At 54.6% G+C, this 20,624-nt stretch carries 18 protein-coding genes; 14 read left to right on the forward strand and 4 right to left on the reverse strand.

Going from position 1 to position 20,624, the window contains the following annotated elements; all coding sequences use genetic code 11:
• Positions 1-62 precede the first annotated feature (62 nt).
• Positions 63-1,112, forward strand: coding sequence for an AI-2E family transporter (locus ACR0CW_RS17515; protein WP_480788772.1), 1,050 nt, complete (start codon positions 63-65; stop codon positions 1,110-1,112).
• A gap of 217 nt (positions 1,113-1,329) precedes the next feature.
• Here the strand turns inward: ACR0CW_RS17515 and ACR0CW_RS17520 are convergent, their stop codons facing one another.
• Complete coding sequence (locus ACR0CW_RS17520) at positions 1,330-2,610, reverse strand: glycosyltransferase WbsX family protein (protein WP_480788773.1); 1,281 nt, start codon at positions 2,608-2,610, stop codon at positions 1,330-1,332.
• A gap of 573 nt (positions 2,611-3,183) precedes the next feature.
• On the opposite strand from ACR0CW_RS17520, the gene napF reads away from it, so the two are divergent.
• From napF to ACR0CW_RS17565, 9 genes are all read left to right on the forward strand, one after another.
• On the forward strand, positions 3,184-3,702 hold the full coding sequence (gene napF / locus ACR0CW_RS17525; RefSeq protein WP_480788774.1) for a ferredoxin-type protein NapF: 519 nt from the start codon (positions 3,184-3,186) through the stop codon (positions 3,700-3,702).
• Positions 3,696-3,965 carry a chaperone NapD gene (locus tag ACR0CW_RS17530; RefSeq protein WP_155147693.1) on the forward strand — a complete coding sequence of 90 codons (270 nt, stop codon included), beginning with the start codon at positions 3,696-3,698 and terminating at the stop codon, positions 3,963-3,965. The genes napF and ACR0CW_RS17530 overlap by 7 nt, the downstream gene beginning before the upstream one ends.
• Before the next feature lie 16 nt (positions 3,966-3,981).
• Positions 3,982-6,483: a nitrate reductase catalytic subunit NapA gene (napA, locus tag ACR0CW_RS17535; RefSeq protein ID WP_480788775.1), complete on the forward strand. Its 2,502-nt coding sequence runs from the start codon at positions 3,982-3,984 to the stop codon at positions 6,481-6,483.
• A gap of 29 nt (positions 6,484-6,512) precedes the next feature.
• The gene (napG, locus tag ACR0CW_RS17540; protein ID WP_480788776.1) at positions 6,513-7,382 is read left to right on the forward strand and encodes a ferredoxin-type protein NapG; all 870 of its coding nucleotides are present in this window, start codon (positions 6,513-6,515) and stop codon (positions 7,380-7,382) included.
• Complete coding sequence (gene napH, locus ACR0CW_RS17545) at positions 7,379-8,302, forward strand: quinol dehydrogenase ferredoxin subunit NapH (protein WP_480788777.1); 924 nt, start codon at positions 7,379-7,381, stop codon at positions 8,300-8,302. The genes napG and napH overlap by 4 nt, the downstream gene beginning before the upstream one ends.
• A gap of 19 nt (positions 8,303-8,321) precedes the next feature.
• Positions 8,322-8,765: a nitrate reductase cytochrome c-type subunit gene (locus ACR0CW_RS17550; RefSeq protein ID WP_480742638.1), complete on the forward strand. Its 444-nt coding sequence runs from the start codon at positions 8,322-8,324 to the stop codon at positions 8,763-8,765.
• Positions 8,766-8,794: 29 nt separating this feature from the next.
• Positions 8,795-9,496 (forward strand): NapC/NirT family cytochrome c, encoded by a 702-nt coding sequence (locus ACR0CW_RS17555; protein ID WP_170336049.1) that lies wholly within the window; start codon positions 8,795-8,797, stop codon positions 9,494-9,496.
• 15 nt (positions 9,497-9,511) lie between these two features.
• Positions 9,512-9,769: a hypothetical protein gene (locus tag ACR0CW_RS17560; protein WP_170336051.1), complete on the forward strand. Its 258-nt coding sequence runs from the start codon at positions 9,512-9,514 to the stop codon at positions 9,767-9,769.
• A gap of 208 nt (positions 9,770-9,977) precedes the next feature.
• Positions 9,978-11,597 carry a GMC family oxidoreductase gene (locus tag ACR0CW_RS17565; RefSeq protein ID WP_480788778.1) on the forward strand — a complete coding sequence of 540 codons (1,620 nt, stop codon included), beginning with the start codon at positions 9,978-9,980 and terminating at the stop codon, positions 11,595-11,597.
• A 14-nt stretch (positions 11,598-11,611) separates the two neighbouring features.
• On the opposite strand, the gene fdhD is transcribed toward ACR0CW_RS17565, so the two are convergent.
• The 3 genes from fdhD to ACR0CW_RS17580 are packed head-to-tail and all read right to left on the reverse strand — an operon-like array spanning position 11,612 to position 15,026.
• Entirely contained in the window at positions 11,612-12,439 is an 828-nt protein-coding gene (gene fdhD / locus ACR0CW_RS17570) for a formate dehydrogenase accessory sulfurtransferase FdhD (RefSeq protein WP_480788779.1), read from the reverse strand.
• A 2-nt stretch (positions 12,440-12,441) separates the two neighbouring features.
• Positions 12,442-12,729: a hypothetical protein gene (locus ACR0CW_RS17575; RefSeq protein ID WP_170336055.1), complete on the reverse strand. Its 288-nt coding sequence runs from the start codon at positions 12,727-12,729 to the stop codon at positions 12,442-12,444.
• Positions 12,730-12,731: 2 nt separating this feature from the next.
• Positions 12,732-15,026 carry an FdhF/YdeP family oxidoreductase gene (locus ACR0CW_RS17580; RefSeq protein ID WP_480788780.1) on the reverse strand — a complete coding sequence of 765 codons (2,295 nt, stop codon included), beginning with the start codon at positions 15,024-15,026 and terminating at the stop codon, positions 12,732-12,734.
• Between the two features lie 419 nt (positions 15,027-15,445).
• Here ACR0CW_RS17580 and ACR0CW_RS17585 point away from each other — a divergent pair, with 419 nt between their 5' ends.
• The 4 genes from ACR0CW_RS17585 (at position 15,446) to ACR0CW_RS17600 (ending at position 20,348) form a co-directional block, all read left to right on the forward strand.
• A complete protein-coding gene (locus tag ACR0CW_RS17585; protein ID WP_480788781.1) occupies positions 15,446-16,651 on the forward strand; it encodes a YcaO-like family protein in 1,206 nt (401 codons plus the stop codon).
• Positions 16,648-17,988, forward strand: coding sequence for a TfuA-like protein (locus tag ACR0CW_RS17590; RefSeq protein WP_480788782.1), 1,341 nt, complete (start codon positions 16,648-16,650; stop codon positions 17,986-17,988). Before ACR0CW_RS17585 ends, ACR0CW_RS17590 begins: the two co-directional genes overlap by 4 nt.
• A gap of 42 nt (positions 17,989-18,030) precedes the next feature.
• Positions 18,031-19,326, forward strand: a complete 1,296-nt coding sequence (locus ACR0CW_RS17595) for a gluzincin family metallopeptidase (protein WP_480788783.1) — start codon at positions 18,031-18,033, stop codon at positions 19,324-19,326.
• A 152-nt stretch (positions 19,327-19,478) separates the two neighbouring features.
• Complete coding sequence (locus ACR0CW_RS17600; protein ID WP_480788784.1) at positions 19,479-20,348, forward strand: hypothetical protein; 870 nt, start codon at positions 19,479-19,481, stop codon at positions 20,346-20,348.
• Positions 20,349-20,624 lie beyond the last annotated feature (276 nt).

The raw sequence follows: 20,624 nt of genomic DNA on the forward strand, positions 1-20,624 counted from the left end.
AAGTTGACGATACGTTGTTAACGCGTCAGACACGAACGCAGAAGCGGACAGAGAATACGGATATGCTACAGTTTGATGTGACAAAACTGGCCGCTGGCCTGATCATCACAGTGTTGGTGGGCTGGCTGTTGGTTCTTGGGAAAAGTGTCCTGCTACCGGTGCTTCTGGGCATCATCGGCATCTATGTTCTGGATTCCACCGCTTCGGCGGTTGGTCGCGTTCCCGGGTTGCGTGGTATACCGCGACGGTTGCGGCGCCTGCTTGCCCTGCTGACGATATTCCTGATCGTTTTCCTGATGGCCATGTTCATTGAGGCAAACGCCCAGGCAGTTGCTGAGAACATGCCGCGCTATCAAAGCAACCTGAACACGTTAGTCGAAACCATCATGGGTTCTCTGGGTGTCGAGAAACTGCCGGACTGGTCCACGATCGAGAAAACCATTTCGGACAAATTTGATGTCATGGGTTTCCTGCAAGGGGCACTGACCACCGTGCAGGGTTTTGGCACAATCCTGTTCATGGCGATCCTCTACATGGTGTTCATCCTGACCGATCTGGACGGTATGCCAGCAAAGGTACAGCAAGCTTTTGGCAACGCGGAAACCGCGGGCCGGTCGCTGAAAATAGTTGGCCAGATCAACCAGAAAATCGGCAGCTATCTGAGCGCTAAAACACTGATCAATGTCATCCTGGCGACGATCTCATTCGTGATCATGCTTCTTTTGGGGATCGAGTTTGCGTTGTTCTGGGCCATCCTGATCGGGCTTTTGAACTATATTCCATACCTCGGATCCATCCTGGGCGTGCTGTTTCCGGTCATGCTGAGCCTGGTGCAGTTCACTGACCTCTGGCATGCCGGGATTGCATTTGTGGCGCTGATGGCGGCACAGCTGTTTGTCGGCAACGTGCTGGAGCCACGGCTGGTTGGCAATTCCGTGAACCTGAGCGGGTTCATGGTTTTGTTCTCGCTGGCAATCTGGACCGCCATGTGGGGACTGGCAGGCACAATCCTGGCCGCACCTCTGACCGCGGTCGTGATGATCATCCTGTCTCAGATCCAGTCAACACGCCCAATCGCGATCCTCATGTCCGAAAACGGAGAAATCGATTGAGAGTGGATGCTTTGAGCCCCCAGTTTCCATGCATTGTGGTTCACGGTATCACTGGAACGATGCCTGCGAACACCAGTTAGCTCTCGATATGTCGAGCATCCTTTTTCTTAGCAACGTATTGCTTCCAGAGCGCAGGGATGCCGGCGCAGTTGACCCTGTATTATTTGCAGGGAACCGGTTGCACAGAAATAGCTCTGCTCCAACCCCGAACGGGGCCCTATCCGTCCTTTTTCGGTAGCGCATCATAGGTCGCCTGAAGATAGGCAAACCCGTAACGCTGATCCGGTTCCAGGTGAGTTCCCTCGGCCCACTCATTCCAAGCATTGATGAAAACGATTTTTTCGTCAGCGCTGTATTTGTCCCGTGCCAGAACCTGATTGCACAACTGTGCCGTCCAGCGCTTGTATGCGTCGATGGAAAATCGACCCATGATACGGGGTGCATCCTGATTGCGTGCGGTATTATCCCATGACAGCGTAGAAGATCGGAACAGCTTGTAATCCGGTTCCGGTTTTTGGATTTGGGCTTCCACCACCGCTTCGTAATCCATGATCATACCTGTAAATTCAGGATTGTAGACGCCCATTTCGTCGGTGATATCAGTACGCTGTACCTGTTGAGGCGGAAACTCCATCGCGGCATCAAAGCCCAGTTTTTCGGGGTCTCCGATATCGAAGGTCTGTGCGGCGACAAGATAGAGACCCTGCTCACTCCAACGCTGTGCTTCTTCTCGCCAGGCTTTCGTTGTTTCCCGGATATCGGGAATGATATTGGCGCGATAAACAATAAATACGGGTTTTCCGTCTATCCGAATATAGCGCGGATCTTCCATGTATTTGCGCACATGCCGCAGCAGATTCACGGAATCTTCGATGGAGTGATTTTGCCCGATCAATATGTCATGTTCTCGCCCATCCCAACGACGGGTCCAGTTTTCGTTTGCCCATGTCAAACAAAAGGGCATGTCAACCTCGGGGTTGGCAAGCATCTGCTCCAGCGGATGCTCCAACAGGGTCTTTCCGCCAAACCAATAGAAATAGTATGAAAATCCGCCTATCCCATAGGCTTTGGCCATCTGTGCCTGCTCGACCATGATCTCAGGCAATCGCAGATCATAATACCCCAGGTGAATTGGACAATGCGGCTGATAGTGGCCCGGATAGTTTGGGACCGCCTTTCCGACGTTGGTCCATTCTGTAAAACCTTTACCCCACCATTCATCGTTTTCCTTGAATGGATGAAATTGGGGCAAGTAATGTGCGATTGCTTTGACGGCCGGCTCAGCCGCTGCAGGTGGGTTGAAGGGCACAAACTCGTCAGACCGACCGATTGCTTCGAAACTTTGCCGCTGTGATTGGCCTTGAGTATTCCAGCCCCGTTTCGGATCACGCTTCTTAGCCGAATTGCGAAATCGCCTTGCCGTTCGTGAGGATAGAGGAGGGCTGCATTTGGAAGCAGCTGAAAGCAGGTAGAATAGCAGGGTATCTTTGATCGACATGCAAATTTCTCATTCTACGGCGTTTGACGCTGACTGCGAGGAAGTGGTCCTTCCGCTGTAAGCATGCCAATCGCTTATAGGAATGCTTCTGTCATGCTCAAATGATGCTATAGAGTTTGCTGCTAAATAATATGGCCTTATTCCGCAATCCCTAATTCCAGAGGCGGTAGCCGCTGCAACGATGCGTCTGGGTCAATCCACCAAGGTACGAATTACCAGTGGAAGACTTCTGGCAACATTGTTCATGTTGGGGCCAAATCAGGGTTCAAGCTTCTGCTTTGACCTCAGGATAGATGTTGTCATCAGGGCTTCAGGAAAGACACCAACCAAGGTTGTGGTGAAACTCCAAAACCGCATTTCTCACACGGCGATCCAGGATGTAGTTCCATCGTTTCGATGGCGGTGCCTTTCGTTGATCGCGCTCGCAACACTTGGTAAGTACATAACATATATGAATAATATAATTCCAAGACTAACTGGTCAAACATGATATAAATCAAGTCTGGGATCCAGAAAAACAAATAGGCTGCTGAACGCAAGGAAAGTAACTTTGTAAGCTAGGACGCGCGCATCATGACGCCCCAAGCCACTCGACGCAGTTTTTTGCGGGGAAGATTCTCGTCGCCCGCAGAAATCAACCGACCCGCCCTAAGGCCATTTGGGGCGGTTGAGGATTCTCGCTTTTCTGAGATCTGCTCAAACTGTGGTGACTGTGTACGGGCCTGCCCGGAAGGCATCATCTTATCGGCCCCGGACGGATCGCCGGTCGTCGATTTCAACAAAGGCGCTTGCACTTTCTGCGGTGATTGCATCGATGCTTGCCAGACAGGCGCGTTGGAGGAATCTCAACCCTGGCACTGGCGTGCGGATACCACCGACACCTGCCTCGCCAAGAATGGTGTGCAGTGTCGCAGTTGCGAGGACCACTGCGATGAGTCAGCCATCCGGTTCCGATTGATGACGCAGGGCCGAGCCGAGCCACAAATCGATGAAACCTCCTGCACGGGTTGTGGCGGCTGCGTCGCGCCTTGCCCGGTAGGTGCCATCCAAATGGTCCAAATGCTTCAAACAACGGAGGCACAGACATGCTGAACATTTGCGGCTGCCTTGTCCACGCGATGCCCGAAACGACTGACAGCGTGATCAAATCCATAAATGCGGCCGAAGGCTGTGAGGTTCACGCCTGTGAAAACGGGCGCATTGTTGTCACCGTCGAAGACACCGAAACAACGCGGGCATCTGATCAGATTATGGATATGCACCAGATCCCCGGCGTGCTGACTGTCACCCTGACTTACCACCATTTCGAAGAGCTTCCGGCCGAGAACGAAGCTCATTCGCAACCCTCTGCCTGAACGGGAGAAAATAGCCATGACTCTGCCAACGTCCCGCCGCTCGTTCCTTAAGGCGACCGCTGCCGCTGCAACGGCTTCGGCCGCCGGTATCACCCTGCCTCAGAGTGCCTCTGCTCAGATCGGGGCCCCAGACATTCGCTGGGACAAAGCAGCCTGTCGCTTCTGCGGCACAGGTTGCTCGGTTCTTGTCGGTGTAAAAGACGGTCGCGTTGTGGCCACCCAGGGCGACCCCGAAGCGCCGGTGAACCGCGGCCTGAACTGCATCAAGGGCTATTTCTTGTCCAAGATCATGTACGGCTCCGACCGCTTGACCACTCCGTTACTGCGCAAGTCAAACGGAGCCTACGACAAGAATGGTGAGTTCGAACCGGTCAGTTGGGACGAAGCCTTCGACGTGATGGCCGAGAAATGGAAAGCCTCCATCAAAGAAAAGGGCCCAACCGCGGTTTCGATGTTTGGTTCAGGGCAATGGACCGTCTGGGAGGGGTACGCAGCCGCAAAATTCATGAAGGCTGGTCTGCGTTCAAACAATATCGACCCGAACGCTCGCCATTGCATGGCATCAGCTGTGGCCGGCTTCATGCGCACATTCGGCATCGACGAGCCGATGGGCTGCTATGACGATTTCGAACATGCCGACACGTTCGTGCTGTGGGGTTCGAACATGGCCGAGATGCACCCAATACTCTGGTCGCGGCTGACTGACACCCGTCTGACCAAACCGGGTGCCGAAGTGCATGTGCTTTCGACTTTCGAACACCGCTCATTCGAACTGGCCGACAACGGCATGATTTTTGTGCCACAAACCGATCTGGCAATCCTCAACTACATCGCCAACTACATCATTCAGAACGATGCGGTGAACTGGGATTTTGTCAACAAGAACGTCAACTTCACGAAAACGGCTACCGACATCGGCTATGGTCTGCGCCCCGAGCATGAACTGGAACAGGCAGCGGCCAATCCAGCCCACGAAGGCAAGCACGGCAAACTCGAACAGATCGATTTCGAAGCCTACAAGGAATATGTAGCACCTTATACGCTGGAATACGTGTCCGAGCTGTCTGGCGTGCCCGCTGCGCAGCTGGAGAGTCTGGCTCAGCAATACGCCGACCCGGACCGCAAGATCATGAGCCTGTGGACCATGGGCTTTAACCAACACACCCGCGGATCGTGGGTGAACTCGCTTATGTACAATGTGCATCTGCTGATGGGTAAGATCTCGGAGCCAGGCAACTCACCGTTCTCGCTGACCGGTCAGCCATCGGCATGTGGCACAGCTCGCGAGGTGGGCACCTTTGCGCACCGCCTGCCTGCAGACATGGTCGTGGCCAACGAAAAGCACCGCGAGATCGCGGAAGAAAAGTGGCTGCTGCCTGCAGGGACTATCCCGCCCAAACCCGGCTACCACGCGGTGGAACAACACCGCAGGTTGAAGGACGGCGATCTGAATTGTCACTGGGTTCAGTGCACCAACAACATGCAGGCCGCTCCTAACATCAATGAAGAAGGATGGCCGGGCTATCGCAACCCGGATAACTTCATCACGGTCTCTGATCCTTATCCCACGGTTACCGCGCTGGCAGCCGACCTGATCCTGCCCACGGCAATGTGGGTCGAAAAAGAAGGTGCCTATGGCAACGCTGAACGCCGCACCCAGTTCTGGCGCCAGCAAGTCGATGCCCCGGGTGAGGCGCGTTCAGATGTCTGGCAGGTGATGGAGTTTTCGAAACGCTTTAAGGTCGAGGATGTTTGGCCCGAAGAGCTGATCGCCCAGATGCCCGAATACCGTGGAAAGACCCTGTACGAAATTCTTTACGAAAACGGCAAGGTCAACAAATACCCGCTGTCGGATACCGCCGAAGGCTTCAACAATCAGGAAGCCAATCATTTCGGGTTTTATGTCCAGAAGGGTCTGTTTGAGGAATACGCCTCGTTTGGACGCGGCAAGGCGCATGATCTGGCTGATTTCGACGTTTACCACCAGGCACGCGGGATGCGCTGGCCCGTGGTTGACGGCAAGGAGACTCTCTACCGCTTCCGCGAAGGGTACGACCCCTATGTGAAAGAAGGTGAAGGGGTAAAATTCTACGGCAAGCCGGACGGCAAAGCGAGCATCATCTTCGCGCCGTACGAACCGGCGCCGGAGGTTCCGGATGAAGAATATGATCTGTGGCTGGTTACAGGTCGCGTCCTGGAACACTGGCATTCGGGTTCGATGACCCGTCGTGTCCCGGAACTGCACCGTTCGTTCCCTGCTGCAGTAGTCTTCATGCACCCCGAAGACGCGAAAGAGCGCGGTCTGCGGCGTGGGCAAGAGATCAACGTATCAACGCGACGCGGTGATGTGCTGTCGCGGGTTGAGACCCGCGGGCGTAACAAGATGCCCAAAGGCGTGGTGTTCTTCCCATGGTTCGATGAAGGCCAGCTGACCAACAAGCTGACGTTGGACGCAACTTGCCCGATCTCGAAAGAGACGGACTTCAAGAAATGTGCCTGCAAGGTCGAACGCGCCTGACACAACCATTTAGAATGTAAGCAAGCCAGATGCCCGCTAACGTCACAACATCAAGTCCCGTGAACCGGCGCCGTTTCCTTCAGGATACAGCGCGGGTCACGGCGGGTTGTGCAGTGGCGGGCAGTTTTCTTGCCTACCTGACGCTGGATGCCCGCGCCCTGCCGGCGCAGGCGATACGGCCACCCGGGGCATTGGATGAAGACAAGTTTCTGGCCGCCTGCATTCGGTGTGGTCTGTGTGTCCGCGATTGCCCCTATGACACCTTGAAGCTGGCGGAACTGGGAGTTGATGGACCGGCCACCGGCACGCCGTATTTCACGGCCCGCGAAGTGCCTTGTGAAATGTGCGAGGATATTCCCTGCGTTGTCGCTTGTCCGACCGGTGCTCTCGATCCATCGCTAACCAATATCGATGACGCCGACATGGGGCTGGCCGTTCTGATTGATCAGGAAAGATGCCTGAACGCTTTGGGGCTGCGCTGTGACGTTTGCTATCGGGTCTGTCCGGTTATCGACGAAGCCATTACACTTGAGCGTCGCCATAACGAACGCTCGGGCCATCACGCCATTTTCATGCCGGTGGTCCATTCGGACGCCTGTACAGGCTGTGGAAAATGCGAAAAATCCTGTGTTCTGCCCGGAGAATCCGCAATCAAGGTCCTGCCGCGCCGAATTGCCATGGCCGAGGCAGCTGATCACTACAAACTTGGATGGGAAGACCGCGATCCTTTGGTCGACGAGTTGATTGACCTGCCGGACAGACTGCCCGGACCCGGAACTGACAACCTCGCCGCACCCGGCGGATACATAAACGGGACAGAAGCACTGCCCGACCCCTCAATGGAAGGCGGCTTCACCCCCAGCTTCTCGCTGCCCGATGCGGGGAGTGTTGGACAATGAGTGGTGCTGTGCATCTGCCAGTTGGACAGGAGGCTATTGAAGCCAAGGGCTGGATGGGGGCGCACAAGTACCTCATCTTGCGCCGCCTTGCCCAACTTACGTTTCTCGGACTTTTCCTGTTAGGTCCTTGGTTCGGCATCTGGTGGGTCAAGGGCAATCTCACCGGTTCTTTAACCTTTGACACGCTGCCGCTGACTGACCCCTTCGTTCTATTGCAAGGAGTGTTTGCTCGGCATTGGCCAGAGATGACTGCCCTCATCGGTGCGCTGATTGTTGGTGGTGTCTATGCGTTAATCGGTGGTCGGGTTTACTGTAGCTGGGTGTGCCCGATCAATCCGGTTACAGACGGCGCACACTGGGTGCACGACAAACTGGGCATGCAAAAAGGTTGGCAGCCGAAACGAACCACCCGCTACTGGATTTTGGGAACCGTGTTGCTGGTTTCCGCGGCAACCGGAACAATCGCGTGGGAAGTCATCAATCCGATCTCGATGTTGCATCGGGGTCTCATCTTCGGGATTGGTTTCGCCTGGACTTTTGTGCTGGCTGTCTTTGTTTTCGATGTCTTTGTCTCGCGCCGAGGCTGGTGCGGCCATATCTGCCCCGTAGGCGCATTCTACGGTCTTTTAGGCCAGAAGGCGTTGTTACGTGTCAGCGCGGTCAACCGAGCGGCTTGTGACGATTGCATGGATTGCTTTGCGGTCTGCCCCGAGATGCATGTGATCTCACCAGCGTTGCGTGGAAAGACCGCTGAAACACCCCTGATTCTGTCACCGGACTGTACCAATTGCGGACGTTGCATCGACGTCTGCGCGGTTGACGTTTTCAAATTCTCTCACCGTTTCGACACTGCCCCAGCGCCAGGACGCGTGGCCCGTTCGAAACCTTTATCGAAATCCGGGGCCAGTCGCGCCGCCTGAGCAATCAACGGAGTTTCTCATGAACAAGAACGCCATATTCAGCGCCCTCGCTGCCGCGGCACTGACTGCCGCTGCGGGTATCGCTCTTGCGCAATCTACCGGTTCGCAGGTGGATTCTCTGCGCGGTGCAGAAATCGACGAACCCGTCGCCCTCGACCAGGTTCACCGCAATGTTGAAGGGCGGATGCAGCGTAACTATCGCCAACAGCCGCCGTTGATCCCGCACAAGGTGGAACAATACCAAATTGACCTGCGGACCAACCAGTGCCTGTCCTGTCATGACTGGACCAAAGCAGGTGAGCGAAATGCCCCCACCTTGTCCATGACCCATTATCTGGATCGTGACGGTGTCGAATTGGATCGGGTCGCAGGTACACGGTACTTCTGCAATCAATGCCATGTGCCTCAGGCAGATGCGCCAGCGCTGATTGACAACGTCTTTCAGCCTTCTTCCGGCAACTAACCTAGCGCACGTCTGAAAGGAGCACCGAAATGGCAGACTCTCCTGAAAATCATGGCTGGCTTCGCCGCATCTGGACTTGGTTCTGGACACCCGCAGCCCTGTTCAGCACCGGCTTTCTGCTGATTGCAGGCTTTCTGGGCGGTATCCTGTTCTGGGGTGGGTTCCACTGGACACTGGAACTGACCAATACCGAAGAATTCTGTGTGTCGTGCCACACGATGGAAACCAATCTTGGCGAGTACCGCGAAACGATCCACTACAACAACCATTCAGGCGTGCGGGCCATCTGTTCCGATTGCCACGTTCCGAAAGAATGGAACCACAAGATCAAAGCCAAGATTATGGCGGTCAAAGATGTCTACCACGAACTGGCAGGCACGATCAGTACGCCCGAAAAGTACGAGGATCACCGTTTGCAGATGGCAGCCGCTGTTTGGAAGAAGATGAAAGCCTCTGACAGCCGCGAATGCCGGAACTGCCACAACTTCGATTACATGGACTTTACCCTTCAGGAGACACGCGCCGCGTCCGAACATCAGCGTGCAATTGACAACAACATGACCTGCATCGATTGCCACCAGGGTATCGCTCACAGCCTGCCACCCGGTTACCTTGAAGAGTACCAGAATGTGGTCGGATCGCTGAGCTTCGATGACCCGAATGCAATACGTGCTGAAGCCTCGGTAGATGGCACTGCAATTCAGTCTTTCCTCGACAGTCGCTCGGAATAGGAAACAGGTGATAAGATGCTTGAAATACTTGGAACAATCGGCGGCAATATCCTGAGCCTTCCCGGCATCCTCGGGCTGGCACTTGGCATGATGACACGACGCCTGTGGTTGGGCGCGCTGATGGGTGGGCTGGTTGGTGTTGTCGAAACGCTTGTCTTCTCAGGTTGGAGATTCGACCAGATCGAAACGATGGAGCTGGTGATTGCAATTATCGTTGGCGTCATCGCAGGCAGCTTGGGTTGCGCCATTCGTCTCAAGGGTGCTTCTGCCTGATCACCTTGTCGGGCTGGTCTCAGAATTCTCCGCTTTGGGAAAAATTGTTTATACGCCAAACCTTAGGGGCTGGCGTATTCAGTAAACCTGCTGTTTAGTCTGAAGGCAGCGCAGACAAACCGCACTGACCAACACAAATCCCTATGATCAGGCTTTGCCAGTTTCGGGCACAGATCATGAGCCTGAAAAGAAGATACTGAGACGTCATATGAAGGATGCAGCGCGCCTAGATGGCGACTATGATTATATTGTCGTGGGTGCGGGTACAGCCGGATGCGTACTGGCGAATCGGCTCACAGAAGACCCCAAAACCCGTGTCCTGCTGCTGGAGGCGGGAAAGTCCGACAATTATCACTGGGTGCATATCCCGGTCGGCTATCTTTATTGCATCGGAAATCCCCGTACCGACTGGATGATGAAGACCGCGCCCGAGGCCGGCCTGAACGGCCGCTCATTGACCTATCCACGCGGCAAAGTGTTGGGCGGCTGCAGTTCAGTCAATGGCATGATCTATATGCGCGGGCAGGCGGCGGATTATGACCACTGGCGGCAACTTGGGAACACAGGCTGGGGCTGGGATGATGTACTGCCTTATTTCCTGAAGTCCGAAGATCACCATGCCGGTGACAGCGAGATGCATCGCAGTGGTGGTGAATGGAAAGTCCAGAAACAAAAACTGAGCTGGGATATCCTGCAGGCAGTACAGGACGGCGCAAAAGAGTTTGGCATTCTCCCACGTGATGACTTCAATGATGGCAACAACGAAGGATCGGGATTCTTCGAGGTCAACCAGAACAATGGCGTGCGTTGGAATACTGCTAAGGGCTTTCTGCGACCAGCGATGAAGCGTCCGAACCTGCGCGTCCTGACCGAAGCGATGACCGAGCATCTGATCCTTGACGGTAAAACTGTCCGAGGCGTTCGCTTTCGTCACAGGGGCAAAGTTCTTGATGCGATGACCAATGGTGAAGTGCTTCTGGCAGCCGGGTCGATCAATTCGCCCAAAATACTCGAAATGTCCGGTATTGGGCGAGGCGATCTGTTGACCGATCTGGGCATCCCAGTCCGGCATGAAAGCGCCGGAGTTGGCGAAAATCTTCAGGACCACCTGCAGATACGTACCGTGTTTCGAGTGCAGAATGCCAAGACACTGAACACAATCGCCAATAGCCTGTTGGGAAAGGCTCGGATAGCGCTGCAATACGGGCTGACGCAGTCAGGGCCGATGTCTATGGCCCCGAGCCAGTTTGGCATGTTCACCAAATCGGACCCTTCCATGGAAACGCCTGATCTTGAATACCACATTCAGCCATTGTCAACCGACAAGCTGGGTGATCCGCTGCATCCGTTCCCGGCAATCACTGTTTCGGTCTGTAATCTGCGTCCGGACAGTATCGGCAGCAGCCATATCACGACCCAGGATTGTGATATTCAACCTGATATCCGGCTCAACTACCTCTCAGCCTCTCGGGATCAAGCTATTGCGGTCAAATCGGTCAAGCAGGCACGTAAGATCATGACAGCAAAGGCGCTTGAGCCGTATCAGCCTGAAGAGATCCTGCCCGGTCCCAAGTTTCAAAGCGATGCAGAGCTAGTCGAGGCGGTCGGTGACATCGCCACCACGATCTTTCATCCGGTAGGCACCTGCAAGATGGGAACGGATCCAATGGCCGTCGTTGATCCGCAGTTGCGCGTACACGGCTTAGAAGGGGTTCGTGTGGCAGATGCTTCCGTGATGCCAAAAATAGTCTCAGGTAACACCGCTTCGCCCGTTATTATGATCGCGGAAAAACTGGCCGGGATGATCGGTAAAACAGCCATACCTTAGTAGGTATTTCTGGATTACGCTCTTACTCGGTGAGCGTGGGTGAACACTTCACAATCAGCTCTCTTCGCATTTGCGACCAGCGTCATCCCCGATTGTTGCGCAAGCTTGACTGCAAACGCTGTCGGAGCCGATACGGCGATTAGCATGGAACATCCAAGAGCAGTGGTCTTCTGGATCAGCTCGACAGACACACGCGAGGTGACAACAACGGCACCCTGTTCTGGATCTGTGTCACTGCGGATCAGCGCACCCAGCAGTTTATCCACAGCGTTGTGCCGACCTATGTCTTCGCGAGCCATCACGATGCCTTTCCCAGGAACGAGAAACCCTGCAGCATGGGCTGATCTGGTACGATCATGCAACGCCTGATGATCCCGAAGCTGATCTGTTGCCGATGCAATATCTGCCGCATCGATCTGCAATTGGATGCCCGAAACTGGTGCAATATTCCGAACGGCCTGTTCCAAGCTGTCGATCCCGCACAGCCCGCAGCCGATCGGCCCCATTGACGCCCTGCGACGTCTTCGCAGTTTTTCGGACGCATCGTCTTTTAGCCAATAGCGAGCTTCTATACCTGCCTCATGAGCAACCTGCTCGAAATCCACAATCTCGTCGGGATCAGAGATGAATCCTTCGGTCAGCGCAAATCCATATGCAAAGTCTTGTATGTCGGAAGGCGAGGCCATCATCACTGCTGTCGTCGTGCCGTTAAACACCAGAGCAACCGGTGTCTCCTGTGCCAGTTCACGCGATATCTCAACACCAGTCCCGATACTGGATGAAGACATCCGCACAGAGGCTTCATATTGCATTTTGGGGCTGTCACGGAATGGCACCGTCATCTTCAGTGCACCTTCGCCAGTAGATCATGTCCTTGCGCGGTCAGAGAATAGAACAAGCGCTGTGAACGCTCTTCTCGGTTCTCAAGACTTATCAGCTGGTGCTCTTCAGCAAGCATCACGCACTCACGCAGGACTAGCGCGTGCGCGACGCCAAGTTTGGACGCACAGCTACGGCTGTCGCTGGAAACTCCAAAATGCGCGGCGACCAGAACTCCGGCTCCGATCGGGCTCAGGTGTTCTGGGCTTTTTGCCATAAGATTGGTGACGGTTTTCATCATCACGTCTTCCATCCCTATTTCTCCAGCAGCCGAAAACGGACCATGACGGACTTGGAGGCAGGGGTGAAGCTCTTGTCTCCAAACGCCTGATAGGGAACCAGAACGTTCAATTCCGGATAGTAGCCAGCAACGCAACCCCTTGGGATGTCGTAAGGAACAAGGCGGAAGTTTTCGGCGACACGATCGACTCCGTCATCATGACAACCGATGACATCCACCCGATCACCAGCTTTAGCTCCCAGCAGCGCGACATCCTTAGGATGCATGAACACCACCTGACGCTCACCATAAACGCCCCTGTAACGATCATCCATTCCATAGACCGTCGTGTTGTACTGGTCGTGTGAGCGGAAAGTCTGCAACACGAATGTCTGATCGTCGCTTTTGGCCCGTTGCCACTCGGTCTGATCCGGCAGATCAGCGTCCGAGAAGTTTGCTCGCCCCGTTGGGGTCTTCCAATCCCGCGCAGCAGCACTGTTGTACAGGTGGAAACCGCGCGGCTTGCGGACAGCTACATTGTAGTTGCCAAAAGCGGGCAAGACACGCGCGATCAGGTCACGAATCTTGTCGTTGTCATCTGCAAGCGCTTCCCAATCGACCACATCGCTGCCCACGGTTGCCTTGGCGATACCAGCGACGATCCCGACCTCGGACCTTAGTTCTTTCGAAGCTGGCAGATTGATCCCACCGGAACCATGCACCATCGACATCGAATCCTCGACCGTCACGATCTGGCGCGCACCTTGTGAGTTGCGATCAATCTCAGTCCGTCCAAGACAGGGAAGGATGAAAGAGGCTTTACCCGGCAACAAATGACCGTGGTTCAGCTTGGTGGCCACATTGACGGTCAAATCCAGATTGCCCAAAGCCTGTGCAATCAGTTGGCTATCAGGCGTGGCGCGGGCAAAGTTGCCGCCCAATCCCACAAACGCCTTGGCCTGACCGTTCAGCATCGCGCCAATGGCATGCAATACGTTATGACCCGGGTCACGTGGCATGGGAACACCCAATTCACGCTCCATCGCGTCCAGCAACGGGGCAGGGGCCTTTTCATTGATTCCAACTGTGCGGTCACCTTGTACATTCGAATGGCCACGTACCGGGCACAAACCCGCCCCCGGTCGTCCAATATTGCCGCGCAAGAACATAAAGCTGGCAATCTCGCGGATCGTCTGAACCGAATGCTTGTGCTGCGTCACCCCCATGGCCCAGGTGGTGATCACCTTATCCGAGGACATGTAAATTCCTGCGGCTTCTTCGATCTGGGAACGGCTCAGACCAGATTGTTCCTCAATGGTTTCCCATGACGTGCTTTCGACCAGGGCGCGGTAGGCGTCAAATCCGTGGGCATGTTCGATAATGAAGTCATAATCCAGAACAGACGCACGCCCTTCGGCCAAAGCAACTTCGTCAGTAGCAAAAACAGTCTTGGCCATGCCGCGGAAGATTGCCATGTCGCCACCAAGCCGTGGCCGATAGTAATCAGTTGAGGTTGCTTCGGAGCGACCCCGGATCATCTCAAGCTTGTTCTGAGGATCGGCAAATCGGTGCAGGCCTTTTTCCTTGAGGGTGTTGAAGACAACAACCCGCGCTCCGCGCAGGGTGGCCTTGCGCAGGTCAGCGAGCATCCTTGGATGGTTGGTTCCCGGGTTCTGGCCCACCACAAAGATAGCGTCCGCCTTTTCAAAGTCTTCCAACAGGACCGTACCTTTACCGATCCCGATTGCCTCGGTCAGCGCGACACCGCTCGCCTCATGACACATGTTCGAGCAATCCGGGAAGTTGTTTGTGCCGTAAAGGCGCACGAACATTTGGTATAGAAAGGCGGCCTCATTGCTTGCCCGTCCTGACGTGTAGAATTCAGTACGGTTCGGATCGTCCAATGCGTTCAGCGCTGCACCGATTTCAGCAAATGCAGTTTCCCAGTCTACCTGCTCGTACTTGTCGGTCGCAGGGTTGTAGCGAACCGGATGTGTCAAACGACCCTGATGCTCCAAATCATAATCGGTCCAGCTTCGCAGCTCTGTAACTGTGTGGCTGGCAAAGAATTCGGGTGTGACACGGGCCTTGGTAGCCTCCCAAGCCACTGCTTTGACGCCATTTTCACAGAATTCAAAAGATGACCCATGCTCGGGGTCGCCCCAGGCGCAACCAGGGCAATCAAATCCATCGGGCTGGTTGGCCTTGAGCATTGTTTTGGCACCTGACAAAGGTTTCCCACTGCCCATCAGCTGGCGCCCCACGCTTTTGAGGGCCCCCCAACCGCCAGCAGCTTTCGAACTTTTCCCGGTGCAGTCTTTTTTTGCCATTCTCGAACCTGTTTGATCACGCGCGATGACAAGGAAGGCATGACGCAATACCTCTCGCCTTGGCGGAGCCGATACGAAGTTGTTGATTTGTTGCAGCTGCTTGTTTTGACGTGCAGATTCACGCCCGGTCCAAGTGGCTTTCCATCAGTTAGATGCGACGGAATGGTATACCTGTCAATTGCAAGATCGGGTTTTTGATAAACTATTCATATTAAATTTCGGAAGTTACAATAATCAAACTTGATTGCTAACGTGGCACCTACAGATTGTAATGAGGCCTTAAGGTTGAAACTGACGGGTACTCACCACTGTTGACCAATCCAATTCCATCTCGCATCCTTGCGCAAATTTATTTGGCCCGACACGCGTTTAAGGCGCACCACGAAGGCCGTAATGCTATGAATTTGTAAGGCCGGCAAATGCCAGAAACTTCACGAAAGCACTATGTGCTTGATACGCACCGATTACGCGACCCGGAACAAACCCTCGAAATCGTCAGGCCCTTTCTCAAAGAGATGGGGATCACTCGTATCGCAAATCTGACCGGGCTGGATCGGGTTGGATTACCCACTGTGATGGTTGCAAGACCAAACTCGCGCTCGGTTGCGGTGTCGCTCGGCAAGGGTTTGTCTCTGCGCGCGGCCGAAGCCTCGGGCGTCATGGAAGCCATTGAGTCATGGCACGCAGAGCAGGTGGATCTGCCGCAACGCCTTGCCCGATATAACGATCTTGTTGAAAAAGAGCATGTGGTTGATGCTTATGCTCTACCTCGTGTGTCTGGTGGTCGGTTCGATCCAGATCGCAACACGGTCTGGGTTGAGGGCGAAGACCTGAGTGCTGACCGTCCGTGCTGGGTTCCACTCGAAATGGTCGATACGGACTACACTTCGGCCCCGATGGGAGGGCAGGCAGCCTTTCCCAGAACAACCAATGGGCTGGCTTCGGGGAACTGCAAAATCGAGGCGAGCTGCCACGCCATATGCGAACTGATTGAACGCGATGCGACCACCTTATGGCATCATCAACCAGCGACTGAGCGTCTGGATTCCAATAGCGTTGACGACCAACGATGTATTCAGGCGATGGAACAGATTGTGGCTGCGGATCTGGAGTTGGGGATTTGGGATACAACATCCGACATAGGCATCGCCAGTTTCCGTTGTGTGATCTGCGAAGCTGATGGCAAATCGGGACATATCGGCATTGGCGACGGCTGCCATCCTGATCGCGCGATTGCATTGTTGCGTGCACTGACAGAAGCGGCGCAAACCCGACTGACTTATATCTCCGGTGCGCGCGATGATCTGGACCCCGAGGAGTTTACGGATGCCGCACAGAACGATCGATGCCGCTACGTTCGCGAGCTGATTGATCAGGCCCAACCTGCAAAGTCGTTCCGTGATTGCCCGACCCATGTGACCTCTTCATTCGAAGATGACCTCAACCTGTTGTTAACGCGCCTGAAAGCTGTTGGGATCTCTCAGGTTGTGACTGTGGACCTGTCCCGACCGAAATACGACATCGCGGTTATCCGGGCTGTTGTACCAGGCTTGGAAGCACCGCATGACGAACCTGATTATATACCCGGTCCTCGGGCGCAGCGCGTGATGGGGCAGGCCATATGACCGTATTTGTGTTTGCAGGCCCGACCTTAACGGCTGATGCGATTTCCGAGCTTCTGGACGCAACAGTTTTGCCACCAGTAAGGCAGGGCGATGTATATCGTGTCGCTCGGGAAAACCCGCGCGCGATTGGGATCATTGATGGCTTCTTTGAAGGGGTACCTTCGGTCTGGCACAAAGAAATCCTCTGGGCGATGGAGCAGGGCATTCCAGTATTTGGCAGCGCCAGCATGGGCGCCTTGCGTGCTGCGGAACTTGCTGATTTCGGAATGATCGGGATCGGTCGCATCTATGAAGAGTATTACAACGGCACACTGACTGATGATGATGAAGTCGCAGTGGTGCACGGTCCGGCCGAGCTTGGGTTCATGTCATTGAGCGAGCCGATGGTGTCGATCCGGGCGACAGTTGAGCGCGCATGCGACGAAGGCGTGCTACCGCACGAGACCGCGACAGAAGTGCTGCGCGTAGCAAAGGCCCTGAACTATCGTGACCGTATCTGGAAAGATATCGTGCATTCGAAGCGAGAATTGCCTGGGATGATCGAGTATATCGATTGGCTGCCTGTTGGTCGTGTGGATGCCAAAGGCGATGACGCGCGCGCGATGCTGGTTCGGATGTCTCAACATCTGGAGGACGGCGCTTCTAGCGGTCCATTCGCAGTTCGAACTGAGCGCTCGCTAATGTGGCAGAGCCTGCGCGCGCGTATTGATGCTGAGCCAAGTTCTGATTGCGCTGTCAATGATGCCGTATTGAACGAAATTCGGTTGCAACCCGATCTCTTCGCAACTTTGCGAGATCGCGCCACTCTCAGCCTTCTGGCCCGTGACGAGGCGAAAAGGCGCGATCAACAACCGGATCGCGATGCACTGGTTAAGCAAATGTCGGCCCATCGGACCAATGAGGGCTTGTCCCAGCACGCAGATCTGATGCGCTGGCTCGAAATGAACGATCTGACCGCAGACGGCTACGAGGGAATGCTGGCCGATGCCTCCCGCGTTGACTGGATGATTTCTGAACGCACCGACAAGCTTGGTGCCACGCTGCTGGTCGAACTGCGCCGGTCGGGTGGTTACTCAGACTTGCGAGACCGAGCAATGCGCAAAGCAGAATATGGCTCTCGTGTACAGTCAGGAAGCTCTCACGCAGGGGCCGATCGATTGCGGATGCTGATGTGGTATTTTGAAACACATCTTGACCGAGAGGTCCCTGATGATCTTGAATCATACGCAGCTTCGGTTGGTCTCTCAGGCCGCGAAGCGTTTTATGACTTGATTGAAGCTGAATTTTTGTTTTGCCAAATGGATGTCGACTCGGACCAAAAGAAACCTGCCGAATAGGCGGTAACTGAATGGCACCTGCGCGACGCGGGAAGGGAATTTATGAACTGGCCCGAACAGATGGAGGACGAAGCGCCGGGTACCCGGTTCCTGCTGTATCCGCAATCGCCCTTTCTTGAATCCAATGCTGTGCCGGAATTGGTGGAGATCTCTGCTCCACCCGGTTCGATTGGTCCCGGCCCTGCGGGCCCACGCATGTACACAGTCGATCCGGTCGGCAAGACGACTCCATACGGTGCGAACGTCAAGGGACCGCATGGCCCGCAAATGTACCTGCCTCCTTGGGATGGTTATATACAGCCGCCCCCCTCTCCGGACGAGGACGGAAATTTCATCCATGTCCAACCCGGCGATCCCGGGTTCGAGGCGGCTCACCTATTCGGCTCAGCACACTTCACGATGGATGTCTGGGAGGGTTATTTCGGGCGACCGATCCCATGGCACTTTGCCCGCGATTTCGATCGTTTGGAGCTGTCACTACTTCCCAGTCTCGACAATGCTCATATCGGGTGGGGCTTCCTAGAAACCGGAGGCACACATGAACATGGCAATGAATACCGCCCCTATAGCCTGAACTTTGATGTTGTCGCTCATGAGATTGGGCATGCGATCATCTATAGCGTCATTGGGATGCCGTCGACCGAAGATGCATCCGGAGAATATTATGGGTTCCATGAATCGGCGGCGGACATGGTTGCCTTGCTGGCGTCCCTGCATTTTGGGTCTGTCGTGGACGATCTGCTGAGAAACACCCGTGGAAATCTCTACACGTTCAACCGCTTAAACCGATTTGCGGAACTGTCCGAGAACGCCCAGATCCGAACCGCCGCCAATGACAGGGTCCTGTCCGAATTCGCAGGCGGCTGGTCAAGTGAACACGACCTTTCCGAGCCTTTGACCGGCGCAATGTTTGATATCTTCGTAGATATCTATCATGAGCGCTTGCTGCTGCATGGACTGATCTCAGCCGAGGAAGAGGATCTGTCGGACAAACTCGAAGATTCCCCAGACTACAACGAGGTGATGCAAAATATCTTTGATGCGCGCTATGAGCAAAATCCTGAAGGGTTTCGCATCGCCTTGTTGGAGGCGCGCGACTATCTTGGCACCTATCTGGCCGACACCTGGGAGAAGCTTGACGCTGATTTGCTGAGCTATTTCGGAGTCGAAAAAGCCCTGCTTGCAGTTGATCAGGAAATCACCGGTGGCGCGTTCCGAAATATCATCGAAGGCAACTTCAGAATGCGTGAAATTGGTTTAACAACAGCGGGTCCCCGACTGCCTGAAGCTGATGAAAATAGTCATGCAAACTCTGTAAGAACAAAAATACCAAATTGACCCGAACGTAAATTGCTTTGTTTTGCGCGCATTTTGTGGCATTTAATACGCGGGTGAATTCTTATGAAACATTTGGTCCGAATTGATCGGGCCTCAAAGAGGGGGGGGCGCAGTCTCGGACTTCGCCAATCCCGTAATTGGGAGAAAGTGATATGTCTGAGTCGTTGCTCAGTTTTTCAGAAGTGCTTTTGTTTGGCCGCGCTGTAGATGATCTCAAACTCAAGAAAGACACACGGGTCCGTGTTGCCATTATTGACGATGGCGTCACCTCACTGCCCACCATCACAAGTGGTGTGATTGACGATGTGACCGTTGAGGTTGGTAACAAAGTTCTGGTTCAGATCAATGATGTTGATGTCTCAGGAGTTTACCGGGTTCAGGACTCAGGCGGATCTCTCGTTCTGGGCAACCGGAGGTTAGAGCCGAAAGGCGACTTTGTTTTTGTCAAAAAAGGATCAAAGCACAAGCGCACGTTCTGGCAACAGACCGATGATGTCACCGCAGCAGCGGAACATCAGAAGTTCGAATTCAAAGGTAAACGCCGTCGGGGCAAAGGTGTGAACAATTTCCTTGGCGATCAGTTCCTTGATGGCGGACAACTGGCCAGAATTTACGGCTTCGCATTCGAGGGCGCATATTACGAATTGCCTGAGCCCACCATTTTCCTCGTGCATGGCGATGGAGATTTCGTCAACAAAGAGGGGTCTGACGACAATGCGCCGGGCAATCTGGCATCGCGTGCGCCAAACAACCCCAACCTTACCGGGATTGCCGCTGCCGATTTTCAGTTTGCAGATGACATTCGGGTCTGGAACTACAACAAAGCTGATTTCACCGTTCGTATGGATGTGATGACCGGCCAGTTCGAACAGGTCCTGTTGGATGTCTGCTTCGGAGGTGATGGGCCTGGTGTCAGCGGCGCCCGCGTCAGTGGTGCACGGGTCAGTGGTGCCCGAGTTAGCGGCGCTCGCGTCAGCGGTGCACGGGTCAGTGGCGCAAGAGCTCGAGGCTCCGAAGATTAACTTGCATATGGCGCTGCGCTTGCCGTTGTAGCGCTGTCAAATAGGGGCGGCACATTATCCGCCCCTAAAACGCCTCTCAAACGCTGTTTGCTGGAACACCCCATCAAGTCATGGGACCTAACACTGCGCTCACCATCGAATGCGGTAGCCGACTTGCGTGTCTGTGTGGTTTCGCTATTTCGATCAGCAGAAAATCTCTCGGCTGCACATAGCGATGGTGCGACTAGACATCTTGTGGCGCGATACTCCTTAGAGGTACTCCGTTTCAAAGAGGCA

Source organism: Ruegeria sp. CH6, assembly GCF_056537005.1.

Bases quoted from the DNA above. Each gene is read 5' to 3' on its own strand.
- ACR0CW_RS17515 (WP_480788772.1), top strand. From the start codon at position 63: ATGCTACAGTTTGATGTGACAAAACTGGCCGCTGGCCTGATCATCACA.
- ACR0CW_RS17520 (WP_480788773.1), bottom strand. From the start codon at position 2,610: ATGTCGATCAAAGATACCCTGCTATTCTACCTGCTTTCAGCTGCTTCC.
- napF (WP_480788774.1), top strand. From the start codon at position 3,184: ATGACGCCCCAAGCCACTCGACGCAGTTTTTTGCGGGGAAGATTCTCG.
- ACR0CW_RS17530 (WP_155147693.1), top strand. From the start codon at position 3,696: ATGCTGAACATTTGCGGCTGCCTTGTCCACGCGATGCCCGAAACGACT.
- napA (WP_480788775.1), top strand. From the start codon at position 3,982: ATGACTCTGCCAACGTCCCGCCGCTCGTTCCTTAAGGCGACCGCTGCC.
- napG (WP_480788776.1), top strand. From the start codon at position 6,513: ATGCCCGCTAACGTCACAACATCAAGTCCCGTGAACCGGCGCCGTTTC.
- napH (WP_480788777.1), top strand. From the start codon at position 7,379: ATGAGTGGTGCTGTGCATCTGCCAGTTGGACAGGAGGCTATTGAAGCC.
- ACR0CW_RS17550 (WP_480742638.1), top strand. From the start codon at position 8,322: ATGAACAAGAACGCCATATTCAGCGCCCTCGCTGCCGCGGCACTGACT.
- ACR0CW_RS17555 (WP_170336049.1), top strand. From the start codon at position 8,795: ATGGCAGACTCTCCTGAAAATCATGGCTGGCTTCGCCGCATCTGGACT.
- ACR0CW_RS17560 (WP_170336051.1), top strand. From the start codon at position 9,512: ATGCTTGAAATACTTGGAACAATCGGCGGCAATATCCTGAGCCTTCCC.
- ACR0CW_RS17565 (WP_480788778.1), top strand. From the start codon at position 9,978: ATGAAGGATGCAGCGCGCCTAGATGGCGACTATGATTATATTGTCGTG.
- fdhD (WP_480788779.1), bottom strand. From the start codon at position 12,439: ATGACGGTGCCATTCCGTGACAGCCCCAAAATGCAATATGAAGCCTCT.
- ACR0CW_RS17575 (WP_170336055.1), bottom strand. From the start codon at position 12,729: ATGGAAGACGTGATGATGAAAACCGTCACCAATCTTATGGCAAAAAGC.
- ACR0CW_RS17580 (WP_480788780.1), bottom strand. From the start codon at position 15,026: ATGGCAAAAAAAGACTGCACCGGGAAAAGTTCGAAAGCTGCTGGCGGT.
- ACR0CW_RS17585 (WP_480788781.1), top strand. From the start codon at position 15,446: ATGCCAGAAACTTCACGAAAGCACTATGTGCTTGATACGCACCGATTA.
- ACR0CW_RS17590 (WP_480788782.1), top strand. From the start codon at position 16,648: ATGACCGTATTTGTGTTTGCAGGCCCGACCTTAACGGCTGATGCGATT.
- ACR0CW_RS17595 (WP_480788783.1), top strand. From the start codon at position 18,031: ATGAACTGGCCCGAACAGATGGAGGACGAAGCGCCGGGTACCCGGTTC.
- ACR0CW_RS17600 (WP_480788784.1), top strand. From the start codon at position 19,479: ATGTCTGAGTCGTTGCTCAGTTTTTCAGAAGTGCTTTTGTTTGGCCGC.